The sequence below is a fragment of the Nitrobacter sp. TKz-YC01 genome (genome assembly GCF_047824785.1).
Taxonomy (GTDB): domain Bacteria; phylum Pseudomonadota; class Alphaproteobacteria; order Rhizobiales; family Xanthobacteraceae; genus Nitrobacter.
Genome location: NZ_CP181167.1, coordinates 3,059,480 through 3,073,419, shown reverse-complemented (window position 1 = coordinate 3,073,419; position 13,940 = coordinate 3,059,480). Strand labels below are relative to the sequence as shown.

The following is a 13,940-nucleotide window of genomic DNA, read 5'->3' as shown; positions in this document are numbered from 1 at the left end:
GCTACACACTTTTCTTCATCCCGCTCTGGCGTTACAGCGCCGGCAATGTCTTGAGTTCGACATTCACGCTGCCTGCCGCTTCGGCGATCACGCGCAGGGTCGTTGAATCAAAGGCGATGCTTGCAAGGTTCAGGCGGCTGATCTCCGCCGTGACCTTGGCTCTGTCCTCGCTTTTCTGAAAGTCCGCGATCACCGCGGCGATCTTCTCACGCGCATCCGATGCGAACGGCTTGAGGTCGACGACGGCTCGCTCAGCCAAGGCACGTTCAAGGTAGGGTAATGCCGTTTGCGCGGCGGCGCCGAGCAGGCCGAACGCGGCTTCGGATTCGACCGCAAGCCTGATGTCCTTCAGGCGCAGGATCTGCCGGGCCTGATCGAGAACCGGCCGACCCCAGATGTGGATCGTGGCCTCGCCGCCGAAACCGAACCAGCTCTTCTTCTCCTTCGCATGAACCAGAAGCGAGATCAGAAGCTGCTCGCCGGCAGCCGCGACGCTTACCTGTTTGACGGTGACGTCAGCCGCGCCGCTGCCATCTTCGGGGAACGTCTTGCCGGCGAGCTGCGCTCCGATGATCTTGTTGATGTCGGTGAAGGTCATGTCGATGGGAACGCCGATGTTCAGTTTGCCCGTCGTTGCAGGTTGGAGAACAAGCGTTGCGGGAAACGGACAGTCCGGCTTGGTCGCCGCGGTCGTGATCCGCGTTTCGGCCTCGACACCGATTGTCAGCGTGACGTTTCTGGCGTCGATGCGCGGTTGAGCTGCGATGGCGCGAACCGGCTTCAGTTCGAGATGGAGTTTCGGCATCCCAGCCGGACCCTGCAGCGGGATCGAGCGGCACATTTGCGTCCACTGCTGCCGTGCGTTCTGCTCCAGCGCGGGATCGTTGCGAATGCGTTGCTGTAGAACTGCGATCTGTTCGTTGACCGCCTTGTCGATGACGGGCTTGACCTGTGAGGGGACATTCAGGCGTGCGCCCGCGACCGAGAGGTTGGTGTCGCCAAGATTGACCTGCGCGGTGATGCCGGGGTCGATGCGCCAGTTCCCGGCCAGCGTCGGTTGCGCCGTCATCACGACGTTGCCCTTGATCTCGGCATTGGCGTTCAGGTTCTTGATGTTCACGCGGCCGACGTGCTTGGCGATGTCGCCGCCGAGGACACCCGCGAGCGCGTTGCCGACCGCATCCTGGGCGTTGGCCGACAGCGATCCGGTCACCTTCACGGCGCCGGTCAACGGCGTCGACAGCGACAGCGCGTTATTGGCGCCCGTGGCGCTGATCGCGCCGCGGGATGCGGTCCACCCGATGTCCGCGTTCTGGAGAATCTGCGCCGCCGGGTTGTCGGCCTTGCCGGCGAAATGATGCGGAGCCGCGCGCTCGGCGGCGTCGCGGATGAGCGCCAGCGGTATCCTGACCGGCACGACGATGCTTGAACTGCGGTTAACCGGCGGCAGCGGCGGCAATGCCGCAAGCGCGGGCTTGTCGATTCGGTGCGGCGACAGCCAGTCCATGGCCTTGAGGCTGACAAAAAACGAGACGGCAAGAATCCCGATGCCGAGCAGGATGGCCTTGACGTTGAACCCAGACCGCATTGGCTCTCCGACTCAATTGCCCCGCGGATGAAGCTACAGGCAGCGGATACCGGATTCCAGCGTGTGCGGTCGCGGCCCCTCGGTCTGGATCATGCTCTAGAAAACGCCCAGCACGATCGCGCCCACGAAAGCGAGCGCGATATAGGCGATCATGACGCTCATGCGGCCTGTGAAAGTCATGCGACGACCTCCCATGCCTCTGGCTCTTAATGCGGCATCTGCAATTCCGTTCCGAAGGCCGCGGCTTTGACCCTGTCGCACGGCGCGGCGGCGTGGTTAAAAATGAATGAAAACAAGATGTTGAAGAAGATTTAAGTAAATTCGCCGAACTTGCGCGGATGACGCGCAGAGTTGCCCTGTATCTTGTCGGCTCCCTCGTCCTCGTATCGTTAGCCGGTTGCGGGCGCGGCCTTTTTCAGACTGCGGAGCGCGAACCCTGGCGGACCGAGGCTGAGGCCGCATGCTTGAAATCCGGCGCGGTCAGGGAAAGTTCCGATCTCGTCCGCATCCGTCGGATCAACGGTCCCGGCATTTGCGGCGCGGAGTTTCCCTTGAAGGTCTCGGCGCTCGGTGAAGGTTCGGCGTACGGCTTTGCCGACGAGAATCTCAGGCCGCCCGCGTCCGTCGGCCGCGAGCCGCGCTGGCCGATCGCGCAGCCGGCCTATCGGCCGCCGTTATATCCGGAAAACTCCGCTCGTCAGCCCGTCTCGGGTGGGGGATCGGGCGATCCGGTCTCGCTGGCCGCGCCGGGGACGTATCCTCCGGCTGATGACCAGATCGCATTGCCGGCGGAGGCAAGGGGCGATCGCTATGAACAACCCTCCGCTTATCCAGCGACGCCTTCACAGGATCCATCGCTGCGTCTCGGACCCGCGCGCGGGGTTATTACCAGCGCGGTTGGTCCTGTCACGGTGAAGCCGTCGGCGACGCTTGCCTGCCCGATCGTCTCGGCGCTCGATCGCTGGCTGGCGGATGCGGTGCAGCCGGCGTCGATGCGCTGGTTCGGCGCGCGCGTAGCCGAGATCAAGCAGATCTCGGCCTATTCCTGCCGCGGCATGAACGGCAACCCCCGCGCGCGCATTTCCGAGCACGCCTTCGGCAATGCGCTTGATATCGCGGGGTTCACCTTGGCGGATGGCCGCTACGTTTCGGTGCAGCGCGGCTGGAAGGGCCTGCCGGAGGAACAGGGTTTTCTTCGGGAAGTGGCGGCGTCGGCCTGTCAGCGCTTCACCACGGTGCTGGCGCCCGGATCCAACATTTACCACTACAATCATATCCACGTCGATCTGATGCGCCGTGCGAGTCGCCGCACGGTCTGCAAGCCCGCTCCGGTCTCGGGCGAGGAAATGGCGGCGCGCGCAGCCCGCGGCTCGTATGCCAGCCGCGATCCCGCCGTCACGGGATCGCTGGGCGGGAGCAAGAGCCGTTCGCACAGTTACGCCAGCGAGGCGGATTACGACGAATAGAGCGGGATGAGGAAAAGTGTGTAGCGGTTTTCCGCCCGCATCCCGCTTCTCAAAATATTAGAATCGATCACGTTCATGGTTTTGGATCGATTCGATCCAAAACCATCGTGATCTAGCGGCGGGAGCGGTCGCGCGCTCCGAGGGGTCCGGCGCGCCGAACCCCTCATTCGCCGGATCGCGCGTTTCTCAGCGAACCGCGAGTTCACTTCGGTTCAAACGCTTCGCGGATATCAGCCGGCCTGTAAGCCGGGTTCTGTAGGGCACCGCGCGCTTGCGCACGCGGGACGTGACGGCCATTCCTCTGGGACAACGTTTGCACGTTGCCTCAAGCAACCTACCCGGACAGCGAGCCCGACACGGCCCTGCGGTGTTATCGCCAAGGCGAACCCCTCGCTATGCTGTCCCTATTCGGTTTTGCTCCCGGTGGGGTTTACCATGCCGTCTCCGTTGCCGGAGACGCGGTGCGCTCTTACCGCACCTTTTCACCCTTACCGCTCACACTGTTTCCCCCCGGCAAGCGGAGAGAGGTGGACGCGGCGGTTCGTTCTCTGTGGCACTGTCCCTGGGGTCGCCCCCGCCGGACGTTATCCGGCACCGTATGTCGATGGAGCCCGGACTTTCCTCTCCCGCAAGCCTTTCGGCCCGAGCGGGAGCGGCCGTCCGGCCGACTGACACGCTAGGCATGACCGTTGCGTGCCGTGCCGTCAAGCCAGGCGGCAGCGCGCGGGGAAAATTCAGATGTTTGCCGCCTGAGGGAACTCCTCTTGCCCTTCCGCCATTGGAGTCTTGCGGCAATGTCCGCACGGGAGGTTGTCATGACCGATTTACATCTTGGGCGTCCCCTTCACGGCGCGGTGGATGACATGCGCGGGGTCGTGCCGGAGGAGAAGGACTACGCCCTTGGCTGGACGCTCAGCGCTTTCCTGACCATGGCCGTGGTAGGCGTCGTCTGGACGTTCGGATTCTAGAGCATGTTCGCTGCTGATTGAATCAGAAGCGAGGCTCTAGATTATTGTTTTGACGCGTTTTCTTCACGCGAACCGGTGCCGACTTCGCTTGAAAACGCTCTAGAAGCGGGTTTTATGATCCGGACCTGGCCGCGAGACGTTTGCGCGACATCGCGCCGCCTTGTTGCGCTGTGACAAGTCAACATCTCTCTGTCATGGAGCGAACAGTGAGCAGGGATCACCGCGCGGAACTGGATCGGCATCTTGCCTGGTTCGAGGGTAAACTGCCGCCACGATTTGCGAGATTCATAGGCTGGGTGCGCAAGCCGTCCTCGCGGCTGGTCCGTATTCCGCTGGCGCTCCTGCTGATCATCGGCGGAATCTTCAGCTTTCTGCCGGTTCTCGGGCTGTGGATGCTGCCGCTCGGCCTCATCCTGATCGCGCAGGATCTGCCATTCCTGCAAGGACCGATGGCGCGGATGCTCGGCTGGATCGAGCGTAAGTGGTTGGAGCGAAAAGCCGCGAAACGCTTCTTGTAAGGCTTTCGCAACTGCTCGTTTCGGCGTTGTTTTGACGCGTTATCTTCACGCGGACTGGATTCCATCTTCGGGTCAGGCCCGAGGACATTCTTCGCTCGAAAACGCTCTCGCTCCGCCGGATATCGGACCAGATGTGGTTAAAATGCCCGAAACGCGCGAAAAGCAGGCGCCGGGCGGCGATTGACGGTAAATTTTGCCTTTAACGAATCAGTATGCTGATTCATTTTATTCTCCTGGGTCAATCGGGAGACCAAGGTATGAACGTTATTGTTTTCGCATCGCGTAAGGGCGGTTCAGGCAAGAGTACCCTGGCCGCGCATCTGGCTGCGCAAGTTCATAAGGCCTCGAGGCCCTGCCTGCTGGTGGATGCCGATCCCCAGGGATCGCTGACGCTTTGGCACAAGCTGCGCGGCACTAACGAACCTCCGATCCGGACAGCCAATCGCTCCGTCACGGAAATCATCAACACCGCGAAGCGTGACGGCGTCGAGTGGGTCTTTATAGACACGCCTCCGAATCTGTCGGCCGTCGTCGATGACGCCATCCGGAATGCGACGATGGTTGTGATTCCCGCACGGCCCGGCGTGTTCGACGTCAACGCCGTTCAGGGCACCATTCAGAGCTGCCGGTCCGCGCGCAGGCCTTATGCGGTTGTCATCAATGGTGCGCCGGCGATGCGCGACGGCTCCGAGAGTCCGATCGTTACCATTGCGCGGGAGGCCCTGGCGAAATTCCGTGCTCCGGTCTGGAGCGGCCAGATTACCAATCGCGCCGACCTGCTGTTGGCATTGGCGCATGGCGAAGGCGCGCGCGAGTATGATTCCCAGGGCCGCGCGGCTTCGGAGATCGGACGCCTGTGGGCGGCGATCGAACGCTCCGTCAAGGCGATCCGCGGGGCTGCGCCCTCGGGCGGAGCCATGCACAAGCACGCCGCCTGACCGTCCCTCGATGTTTGACGACAAAGCGCCCGGATTTCGCGCGTTTGTCTTTCCACTGTAGCGTTGTCGAGTCAGGCACATCCTCGGGTTCGGCCCGGGGACGGACGCCGGTTCGCGTGAAGACAAAGCGTCGAAACAACCATCTCAATCTTCGCTTCTGATTTCATCAGAAGCGAAACGCTCCAGCCGGGTGAAACTGTCCGGTCAGGCGAGCCGATGCGCTTGCGCATCAATATCCCCCGCGCCGTGCGTATCGGACGCGCCGGCGCCGAAGGGGGCGGGGAGTTGCTCAGATCACGACGGCCAGCGTTGCGCCTTGCTGACGACGAAATCGCGGAAAACCTGAACCCGCGCGACAGATTTCAACTCTTCAGGATACACGAAATATGTATCGAGCTGAATCGAGTCGGATTCGCCGAACAACTGCACCAGGAGATTGTTCTCGCCGACCAGATAGTCCGGCAACGCGGCTATGCCGAGACCCTGCTGACAGGCGCTGAACAGGCCCACGATGTTGTTGACAGTGAAATAGGGCTCGTGCGGCCCCGATCGGTTGCGGGCGGCCTCGATCAGCCAGTTGCGGTTATGGAGATGGGGCGAGGCCTGCGTCTCGTTGAGCAGGATGATGCGATGCCCGCTGAGTTCCTCAAGCGTTCGCGGGGTGCCGAAGCGCTTGACGTATTCGGTCGAACAATAGGCATGAAAACATATGGCAAACAGCTTGCGCTGAATCAGGTCGGGCTGGGTCGGCTTGTATGTGCGGATCGCGATATCGGCTTCCCGCATCGACAGATCCAGCTCTTCGTCGGTCAAAACCAGTGAGATTCTGATATCCGGATACAGCGAGGTGAATTCGCCAAGCCGCGGAATCAACCAGTTGATACCGATCCCAAGCGTGGTCGTCACCTTAAGGTCGCCGCTTGGCCGTTCCCGGCTGTCGGCGAGCTTGGCGCGCGCCGCCTGCAACTGCATGAAGACCTGATGCGCGGTGCGAAATAGCAGGTCGCCCTGCTCGGTCAGGATCAACCCTCGCGCATGACGATGAAACAGTGGCACCGAGAGTTCCTGCTCGAGCGCGCCGACCTGCCGCGATACGGCGGACTGCGACAGTCCGAGCTGTTCACCGGCGTGTGTGAAGCTTCCGGCCTCGGCCGCGGCGTGGAATACTTTTAGCTTGTCCCAATCCATGTTTGCGGACTGCGCTATTCTGCCGCCGCGCGGTCGCCCGCGTGCGCGGCGAGAAACCGCTCGGCTTCCAGCGCGGCCATGCAACCCAGGCCGGCGGCCGTCACGGCCTGGCGATAGACTTCATCCGCGACATCGCCAGCGGCGAACAGCCCCGGCACGGACGTCGCCGTCGAGTTCGGCGCAACTTCGACGTAGCCCGACGGCTTCAGCTTGACCTTGCCTGTCACCAGTTCGGTCGCAGGCGCATGGCCGATCGCAATGAATACGCCATCGGCCTCGATCTCGGTGAGTTCGCCGCTCTTGACGTTCTTCAGCCGCACATGGGTGACCTTCGGCGGATCCTCGCCGCCGCAGATTTCGTCGATGGCGCTGTCCCAGATCACCTTGATCTTGGGATGCTTGAAGGCGCGATCCTGCAGGATGCGTTCGGCGCGGAAGTGATCACGGCGATGCACAAGGGTGACCTGCGAGGCGAAATTGGTCAGGAAGAGCGCTTCCTCGACCGCTGTGTTGCCGCCGCCGATCACGATCACGTTTTTACCGCGATAGAAGAAGCCGTCGCAGGTCGCGCACGCCGAGACGCCGAATCCCTTGAACGTGTCCTCCGATGGAAGTCCGAGCCAGCGCGCCTGCGCGCCCGTGGCGAGGATCACGGTTTCGGCAAGATAGACCTCGCCACTGTCGCAGGTCAGGCGGAATGGCCGCTGCGACACATCGAGAGAAGTCACCGTATCGGTTACGATCCGAGTGCCGACATGCGCCGCCTGCTTCTCCATCTGCTCCATCAGCCACGGACCCTGGATCACGTCGGCGAAGCCGGGGTAATTTTCAACGTCGGTGGTGATGGTGAGTTGGCCGCCCGGCTGGATGCCCTGGATCAGCACCGGTTCCAGCATGGCGCGCGCCGCGTAGATCGCCGCGGTATAGCCCGCCGGACCGGAGCCGATGATGACAACCTTGGCGTGGATGGGGGCGGGCATGGGTGAGCGGACCTCTAGCGGAAACCGGCTTCCGGCTGCATGGCGAATGCCGGCAGGAAAGCCAGGACATGAAGCGTCAGAATGACGTTATGCATATCTGCCTCGCCATGCGAAAAATGCAACCCTCCGGCGGAAAAATTCCTCTTGAGCATGATCCCGAAAAGTGGAGACCGGTTTTGGGAAAAGATCATGCTCAAACAAAATAAAAGCGTCGAATCTGTTTCAACTGCGTTGAATCAAACTCGTCGCTTCGAAAACCGGTTTTCACTTTGCGCTGGCGCGGCCCTTCGGGTGGGGAATCATGCTCCAAAGTCGAAAGCGTGGATACGCGTAATAAAATTGCGTAAGCAACCCGACCTGCGTTAATGAGGGGTTTGCCGGGATTCATGCGCCGGCTGTCGGGATTTGGATGGCGTGACCAAGAGTCTGGACCAGATCGACCTTAAAATCCTCAGCGAGATTCAGGCCGACGGCCGGATCACCAACGTCGAACTGGCGAAACGGGTCGGCATTTCGCCGCCGCCGTGCCTGCGCCGGGTCCGGACGCTGGAGGAAGAGGGCTATATCCAGGGATATCGCGGGCTGCTCGATCCGCAGCGGCTCGGTTTCGAGGTTACGGTTTTTGCATCGGTGCATCTGTCCAGTCAGGCGGATGCCGACCTGCGCGCGTTCGAGGAGTTCGTGCGCGGCGAGCCGCTCGTGCGTGAGTGCTGGATGCTGTCGGGCGAGGTGGACTTCATCCTGAAATGCGTGGCGCCCGACATGACCACATTTCAGGATTTCGTCGCGCACCTCACCGCGGCGCCGCATGTACGGAACGTGCGGACCTCGCTGGTGCTTCACAGTTCCAAATACGCCCCCGCGGTGCCGCTGGAGCTGAAGATTCCGGGCTGAACAAGGCCGGATCGGTTTCAACTCCTGTTGAAAAGCACCTTATCGAGGCTGATCGGGCCACCGCCGGCGAACACCAGGTAGAAGAAAACAAAGCAATACAGCGCCGCCAGTTCACCGCCGTTGGCGATCGGCATGAAAGTCTTGGGCGCATGGACCAGGAAGTAGGCGACTGCCGTCATGCCCGACGTGATGAACGCCGCGGCCCGCGTGAACAACCCGACGACCAGCAGCCCGCCGCCCACCAGTTCGATGATTCCGGCAGCTCCAACCAGCGAAGCCACCTGCAGATCCGCGAACATCGGCAGCGACGGAAACCCCAGGAGTTTGGCGGTGCCGTGCTGCATCAGCAGAAGTCCGCTCATGAACCGAAGCAGACTGAGGACGATCGGCTGCCATTTAGCGAAAGTTTGATCCATGAAGCGGCTCCCCCGATTGACGGCATCGCAGAAAAACGGCACCGGCCGCGCGCTGGCGAGGGCCGGCGTTATCTAATACCCCAGCCGTTGATTTGTTCCGGACTCGGAACATTCGAAATTCCGCACGAAAGCCCCCAAGCCGCCTATCGGTCTTGCGTTATAGCCATTCGACCTTCGCGATCTCATAGGCCTTGGCGCCGCCGGGCGCGACGACTTCGACGGAGGAGCCTTTCTTCTTACCGATCAGGGCGCGGGCGAGCGGCGAGGTGATTGAAATGCGGCCCTGCTTGGCGTCGGCTTCGGCTTCGCCGACGATCTGCCACACGGCCTTCTTGTCGGTATCCTCGTCGATCAGCGTCACGGTGGCGCCGAACATGATCGTATCGCCGGAAAGCTTGCCGACGTCGATGATGTCGGCGCGCGCCAGCTTGTCTTCGAGTTCGGCGATGCGTCCCTCGTTATGCGACTGCTCTTCTTTTGCGGCGTGATACTCCGCATTTTCCGAAAGGTCGCCATGCGCGCGCGCCTCGGCGATCTGCTCGATGATGCGCGGCCGGTTCACCGACTGGCGCTTCTTCAGTTCGTCTGCGAGGGCGGCGTGTCCACCTCGGGTCATCGGAACCTTCTCGACCATCTCACTTCGTCCTTCGCTTCATCGGCAGCGCTGCCGCGTTGCGCGAAGCGGCTTTCCGTCCGGAGCCCGGCCGTGAAATCCGCATTCGCCTCATATTTCGATTTCGAAGCTCGCATGTCTTTGCGGCCTCTTTCGTGCGAACTCGAATCAAGGGCGTTCGAAACTGTACAGATTCCAGCGCAATCCGGTTCGGAAGTACGCTTGGACCCGTCAAGGCAACAAGCGTTCGTCTCGACCGCTACAGTAACCGGCCAGCCTCGGCCGGGCAAAACATCTCCGCAGCCGGCAGGTTCCGCTTCGTGAGGGTTCCCGCAGACCGATTGTGGGCCATCAGGCCCCATTCAAGCCTAAGACTTAATTCTCGGAAAAGTAACTCTGCAACGTGCGAACCTCAAGATCTCCGCCCAGATAGGCGCGGATACCCTGCGCGGCGGCGACGGCTCCCGAAAGAGTGGTGTAGTACGGTACTTTATGCAAGAGGGCAGCGCGCCGCAGCGAGCGGCTGTCAGCCAGTGCCTGCGGCCCGTCCGTGGTGTTGAACACCAGTTGCACCTCGCCGTTGGTGATGGCGTCCACGATATGCGGGCGGCCCTCCAGAACCTTGTTGATCTTTTCGGCCGAAACTCCGCTGTCGGTCAGGTAGCGTTGCGTTCCCGACGTCGCTATCACCCTGAAGCCGGCAGACGCCAACAGCTTCACCGTCGCGAGGATGCGCATCTTGTCGGTCTCGCGGACCGAGACGAACACGGTGCCCTTGCGCGGCAGGTGCGTGCCGCCGCCGAGCTGGCTCTTGGCGAAGGCGATCTCGAAGGAGCGGTCGATGCCCATCACCTCGCCGGTCGATTTCATTTCCGGGCCGAGCACGGTGTCGACGCCAGGAAAGCGCGCGAAGGGGAAGACCGATTCCTTGACCCCGACATGACCGAGCCGCTGCGGCTTGAGCTTGAAACCCGCGAGCTTCTCGCCGGCCATGATCCGCGCCGCGATCTTCGCGACGGGAAGGCCGATCACCTTGGCGACGAACGGCACCGTGCGCGAGGCGCGGGGGTTGACTTCCAGCACGTAGATCTCGCCATCCTTGATGGCGTATTGAACGTTCATCAAACCGACGACATCAAGGCCGAGCGCGAGTTCGCGGGTCTGCCGCTCCAGTTCGGCGATCGTGGCTGCGTCGAGCGAGCGTGGCGGCAGCGAGCAGGCGGAGTCGCCGGAGTGGATGCCGGCCTCCTCGATATGCTCCATGATGCCGACGACGTAAGTGTCCTTGCCGTCGCCGAGACAATCGACGTCGATCTCCGTGGCGTCGGAGAGATAGCGGTCGAACAGCAGCGGGTTGGTGCCGAGCACGGTGTTGATCTGGCCGGTCTTGTCGTTCGGATAGCGGGCCTTGACGTCGGCCGGCACCAGTTCGGGCAGGGTCTCGAGCAGATAGTCGCCGAGCTGGCTGTCCTCGCGGATGATCTGCATGGCCCGGCCGCCCAGCACATAGGAAGGGCGCACTACCAGCGGCAGGCCGAGATCGGCGGCCACCAGGCGCGCCTGCTCGACCGAATAGGCGATGCCGTTCTTCGGCTGCTTCAGTTTGAGCCGGTCGAGAATGCGCTTGAACCGGTCGCGGTCTTCCGCGAGGTCGATGGCCTCGGGCGAGGTGCCGAGGATCGGCACATCGGCCGCTTCCAGGACGTGGGCAAGTTTCAACGGCGTCTGGCCGCCGAATTGCACGATCACGCCGTGCAGCGTGCCGTTCTGCCGCTCGGTGTCGATGATCTCCAGCACGTCCTCGGCGGTCAGCGGCTCGAAGTAGAGCCGGTCGGCGGTATCGTAGTCGGTCGAGACCGTTTCCGGGTTGCAGTTGACCATGATGGTCTCATAGCCAGCCTCCGACAGTGCGAAGCAGGCATGGCAGCAGCAATAGTCGAACTCGATTCCCTGGCCGATGCGGTTGGGACCGCCGCCGAGGATAACGACCTTCGTCTTGTCCGACGGTGCGCTTTCGTCGGCGGCCGCGCCCGCGAACGGTGCTTCATAGGTTGAATACATGTAAGCGGTCGGCGAGGCGAATTCCGCGGCGCAGGTGTCGATGCGTTTGTAGACCGGGCGCACGCCGAGGGTGCGGCGAAGCGCTTTGACTTCCGCCTCGGTCCTGCCCGAGAGCACCGCGAGCCGCGCGTCCGAAAAACCCATCGCCTTGAGCGTGCGCATCCCGAAGGCGTTACCCGGCAGGCCGTGAGTACGGACCTTGTTCTCCGTCTCGACGATGCCGCGCAATTCGGCGAGGAACCAGGGGTCGATCTTGCAGGAACTGAAGATTTCCTCGTCGGTCCAGCCGAGCCGCATCGCCTGCGCGAGTTGCAGCAGGCGATCGGGGGTCGGCGTGCCCAGCGCGGCGCGGATCGCGTTCTTGTCGTCGCCCCTGCCCATGCCCTCGATATCGATTTCATCGAGGCCGGTGAGGCCGATCTCCAGTCCGCGCAGCGCCTTCTGAAGGCTTTCCTGAAACGTGCGGCCGATCGCCATTACTTCACCGACCGATTTCATCGAGGTGGTGAGCGTGGTCGAGGCGCCGGGAAACTTCTCGAACGCGAAACGCGGAATCTTGGTGACGACGTAGTCGATGCTGGGCTCGAACGATGCCGGCGTCGCGCCGCCGGTGATGTCGTTGGCGATTTCGTCGAGCGTGTAGCCGACCGCGAGTTTCGCCGCGACCTTGGCGATGGGGAAGCCGGTCGCCTTTGACGCCAGCGCCGAGGATCGTGACACCCGCGGGTTCATCTCGATGATGACCATGCGGCCGCTGACGGGATCGACGCCGAACTGCACGTTGGAGCCGCCGGTCTCGACGCCGATCTCGCGCAACACCGCCAGCGAGGCGTCGCGCATGACCTGATATTCCTTGTCGGTCAGCGTCAGCGCCGGCGCCACCGTGATGGAGTCGCCGGTGTGCACGCCCATCGGATCGAGATTCTCGATCGAGCAGATGATGATGCAGTTGTCCTTCTTGTCGCGGACGACCTCCATCTCGTACTCTTTCCAGCCGAGCACGCTTTCTTCGATCAGCACTTCGTTGGTCGGCGAGGCATCCAGGCCGCGTTCGATGATGTCGAGGAATTCGTCGCGCGTGTAGGCGATGCCGCCGCCGGTGCCTCCCATGGTGAAGGAGGGACGGATGATCGCCGGCAGGCCGATCTCGGACAGCGCCATCAGCGCCTCGGCCATCGCCTGCTGCTGGTAGCGCTTGCGCCGCTCGCTCTCGCCGAGCGTCCATTGCCGCTCGAGTTCGGCCAGCGCTTCGCCGGAGAGTTTTTCCTTTTCGGCGAGGTAGGCGTCGCGATCGGCCTTTTTCATCGCGGACGCATTGGCGAGCCGCGATTTCGGCGTCTCCAGGCCGATCCTGGTCATGGCCTCGCGGAACAGTTGCCGGTCTTCCGCCTTGTCGATGGCATCCGCCGTCGCGCCGATCATTTCGACGTCGAAATCATCCAGCGTGCCCTGCCGGCGCAGCGATAGCGCGCAGTTCAGCGCGGTCTGGCCGCCCATGGTCGGCAGCAGCGCGAAGCCGCCGGGAACGGCGTGACGTTCCTTTTCAATGATCTTGCCGACAATCTCCGGAGTGATCGGCTCGATATAGGTGGCGTCCGCCAGATCGGGGTCGGTCATGATCGTGGCCGGGTTGGAGTTGACCAGGACCACCCTGTAGCCCTCTTCCTTCAGCGCCTTCACCGCCTGGGTGCCGGAATAGTCGAACTCACAAGCCTGTCCGATGACGATCGGACCGGCGCCGATGATGAGAATGGTCGAAATGTCGGTGCGTTTAGGCATCAAGTCCCAGGGGTGAAGATCGGGTACAAAAGGGTGAAGATCGGGCACAAAAAAAGGGCGCGCGAGCCGCGTCCCTTGAACAGAGCGCGATCTTCGCGCGCGAGGTGTGTTTAGAGCCTTTTCGCTTCCAATGGAATCAGAAGCGAGGCTCTCAGATATTGATTTGACGCGTTTTCTTCACGCGAACAGGTCATCCACTTCGCTCGAAACGCTATAGACCAGATTTCGAAGGCCGAAAAGACCTTCGGGCGGCCGATCAACCGGCTATCGCCGGTGCTTGGAAACCGAAAGCGCGGTGTCCGCCCGGGGAGCGAATGTGCAATGTAAGGTTAATCCCGGTTTCAGGCGCATGAGGGGCGGCGATATGCTATTGAGCGTCTGTGCGGATTTAGCTTAGTGGCAAAGCAGCGGCTTCCAGGTCGCAGACCGATGTTCGATTCATCGAATCCGCTCCATTCCTCGCGGCCGCCCACCGGGTGCCGGGACGCGCGCATTCCCCATCATTGGATACGGCCTGGCGTTGGCGCGGAT

General features: G+C 62.3%; 11 protein-coding genes, 1 tRNA gene and 1 other RNA gene. 6 read left to right on the top strand and 7 right to left on the bottom strand.

All coding sequences use genetic code 11. The annotated features are described in order from the left end of the window. Positions 1–31 precede the first annotated feature (31 nt). The gene (locus ACMYR2_RS14645) at positions 32–1,588 is read right to left on the bottom strand and encodes a DUF4403 family protein (protein ID WP_347264723.1); all 1,557 of its coding nucleotides are present in this window, start codon (positions 1,586–1,588) and stop codon (positions 32–34) included. Positions 1,589–1,926: 338 nt separating this feature from the next. Between ACMYR2_RS14645 and ACMYR2_RS14640 the strand changes: the two genes are divergently transcribed. Beyond that, positions 1,927–3,054, top strand: coding sequence for an extensin family protein (locus ACMYR2_RS14640; RefSeq protein WP_347264722.1), 1,128 nt, complete (start codon positions 1,927–1,929; stop codon positions 3,052–3,054). A gap of 226 nt (positions 3,055–3,280) precedes the next feature. Here the strand turns inward: ACMYR2_RS14640 and rnpB are convergent. After that, positions 3,281–3,726, bottom strand: an RNA gene (rnpB, locus tag ACMYR2_RS14635) — RNase P RNA component class A. 143 nt (positions 3,727–3,869) lie between these two features. On the opposite strand from rnpB, the gene ACMYR2_RS14630 reads away from it, so the two are divergent. From ACMYR2_RS14630 to ACMYR2_RS14620, 3 genes are all read left to right on the top strand, one after another. Continuing rightward, complete coding sequence (locus ACMYR2_RS14630) at positions 3,870–4,022, top strand: hypothetical protein (protein WP_347264405.1); 153 nt, start codon at positions 3,870–3,872, stop codon at positions 4,020–4,022. Between the two features lie 206 nt (positions 4,023–4,228). Further along, entirely contained in the window at positions 4,229–4,540 is a 312-nt protein-coding gene (locus ACMYR2_RS14625) for a hypothetical protein (protein WP_416193227.1), read from the top strand. Between the two features lie 257 nt (positions 4,541–4,797). After that, positions 4,798–5,478 carry a ParA family protein gene (locus tag ACMYR2_RS14620; protein WP_347264404.1) on the top strand — a complete coding sequence of 227 codons (681 nt, stop codon included), beginning with the start codon at positions 4,798–4,800 and terminating at the stop codon, positions 5,476–5,478. Positions 5,479–5,772: 294 nt separating this feature from the next. Here the strand turns inward: ACMYR2_RS14620 and ACMYR2_RS14615 are convergent, their stop codons facing one another. Both ACMYR2_RS14615 and trxB read right to left on the bottom strand, forming a co-directional pair. Further along, positions 5,773–6,666 carry a LysR family transcriptional regulator gene (locus ACMYR2_RS14615; protein ID WP_347264403.1) on the bottom strand — a complete coding sequence of 298 codons (894 nt, stop codon included), beginning with the start codon at positions 6,664–6,666 and terminating at the stop codon, positions 5,773–5,775. 14 nt (positions 6,667–6,680) lie between these two features. Next, positions 6,681–7,646 carry a thioredoxin-disulfide reductase gene (gene trxB, locus ACMYR2_RS14610; protein WP_347264402.1) on the bottom strand — a complete coding sequence of 322 codons (966 nt, stop codon included), beginning with the start codon at positions 7,644–7,646 and terminating at the stop codon, positions 6,681–6,683. Between the two features lie 414 nt (positions 7,647–8,060). Here trxB and ACMYR2_RS14605 point away from each other — a divergent pair, with 414 nt between their 5' ends. Further along, positions 8,061–8,540, top strand: a complete 480-nt coding sequence (locus ACMYR2_RS14605; protein WP_347264401.1) for an Lrp/AsnC family transcriptional regulator — start codon at positions 8,061–8,063, stop codon at positions 8,538–8,540. Positions 8,541–8,557: 17 nt separating this feature from the next. On the opposite strand, the gene ACMYR2_RS14600 is transcribed toward ACMYR2_RS14605, so the two are convergent. The 3 genes from ACMYR2_RS14600 to carB form a co-directional block, all read right to left on the bottom strand. Then, complete coding sequence (locus ACMYR2_RS14600; RefSeq protein ID WP_347264400.1) at positions 8,558–8,956, bottom strand: DoxX family protein; 399 nt, start codon at positions 8,954–8,956, stop codon at positions 8,558–8,560. Between the two features lie 157 nt (positions 8,957–9,113). Beyond that, on the bottom strand, positions 9,114–9,590 hold the full coding sequence (greA, locus tag ACMYR2_RS14595) for a transcription elongation factor GreA (RefSeq protein ID WP_347264399.1): 477 nt from the start codon (positions 9,588–9,590) through the stop codon (positions 9,114–9,116). Between the two features lie 354 nt (positions 9,591–9,944). Next, on the bottom strand, positions 9,945–13,409 hold the full coding sequence (gene carB / locus ACMYR2_RS14590; RefSeq protein WP_347264398.1) for a carbamoyl-phosphate synthase large subunit: 3,465 nt from the start codon (positions 13,407–13,409) through the stop codon (positions 9,945–9,947). Between the two features lie 382 nt (positions 13,410–13,791). Here carB and ACMYR2_RS14585 point away from each other — a divergent pair. Then, positions 13,792–13,864 (top strand) — tRNA-OTHER (locus ACMYR2_RS14585). Positions 13,865–13,940 lie beyond the last annotated feature (76 nt).

Bases quoted from the DNA above. Each gene is read 5' to 3' on its own strand.
- ACMYR2_RS14645 (WP_347264723.1), bottom strand. From the start codon at position 1,588: ATGCGGTCTGGGTTCAACGTCAAGGCCATCCTGCTCGGCATCGGGATT.
- ACMYR2_RS14640 (WP_347264722.1), top strand. From the start codon at position 1,927: ATGACGCGCAGAGTTGCCCTGTATCTTGTCGGCTCCCTCGTCCTCGTA.
- ACMYR2_RS14630 (WP_347264405.1), top strand. From the start codon at position 3,870: ATGACCGATTTACATCTTGGGCGTCCCCTTCACGGCGCGGTGGATGAC.
- ACMYR2_RS14620 (WP_347264404.1), top strand. From the start codon at position 4,798: ATGAACGTTATTGTTTTCGCATCGCGTAAGGGCGGTTCAGGCAAGAGT.
- ACMYR2_RS14615 (WP_347264403.1), bottom strand. From the start codon at position 6,666: ATGGATTGGGACAAGCTAAAAGTATTCCACGCCGCGGCCGAGGCCGGA.
- trxB (WP_347264402.1), bottom strand. From the start codon at position 7,646: ATGCCCGCCCCCATCCACGCCAAGGTTGTCATCATCGGCTCCGGTCCG.
- ACMYR2_RS14600 (WP_347264400.1), bottom strand. From the start codon at position 8,956: ATGGATCAAACTTTCGCTAAATGGCAGCCGATCGTCCTCAGTCTGCTT.
- greA (WP_347264399.1), bottom strand. From the start codon at position 9,590: ATGGTCGAGAAGGTTCCGATGACCCGAGGTGGACACGCCGCCCTCGCA.
- carB (WP_347264398.1), bottom strand. From the start codon at position 13,409: ATGCCTAAACGCACCGACATTTCGACCATTCTCATCATCGGCGCCGGT.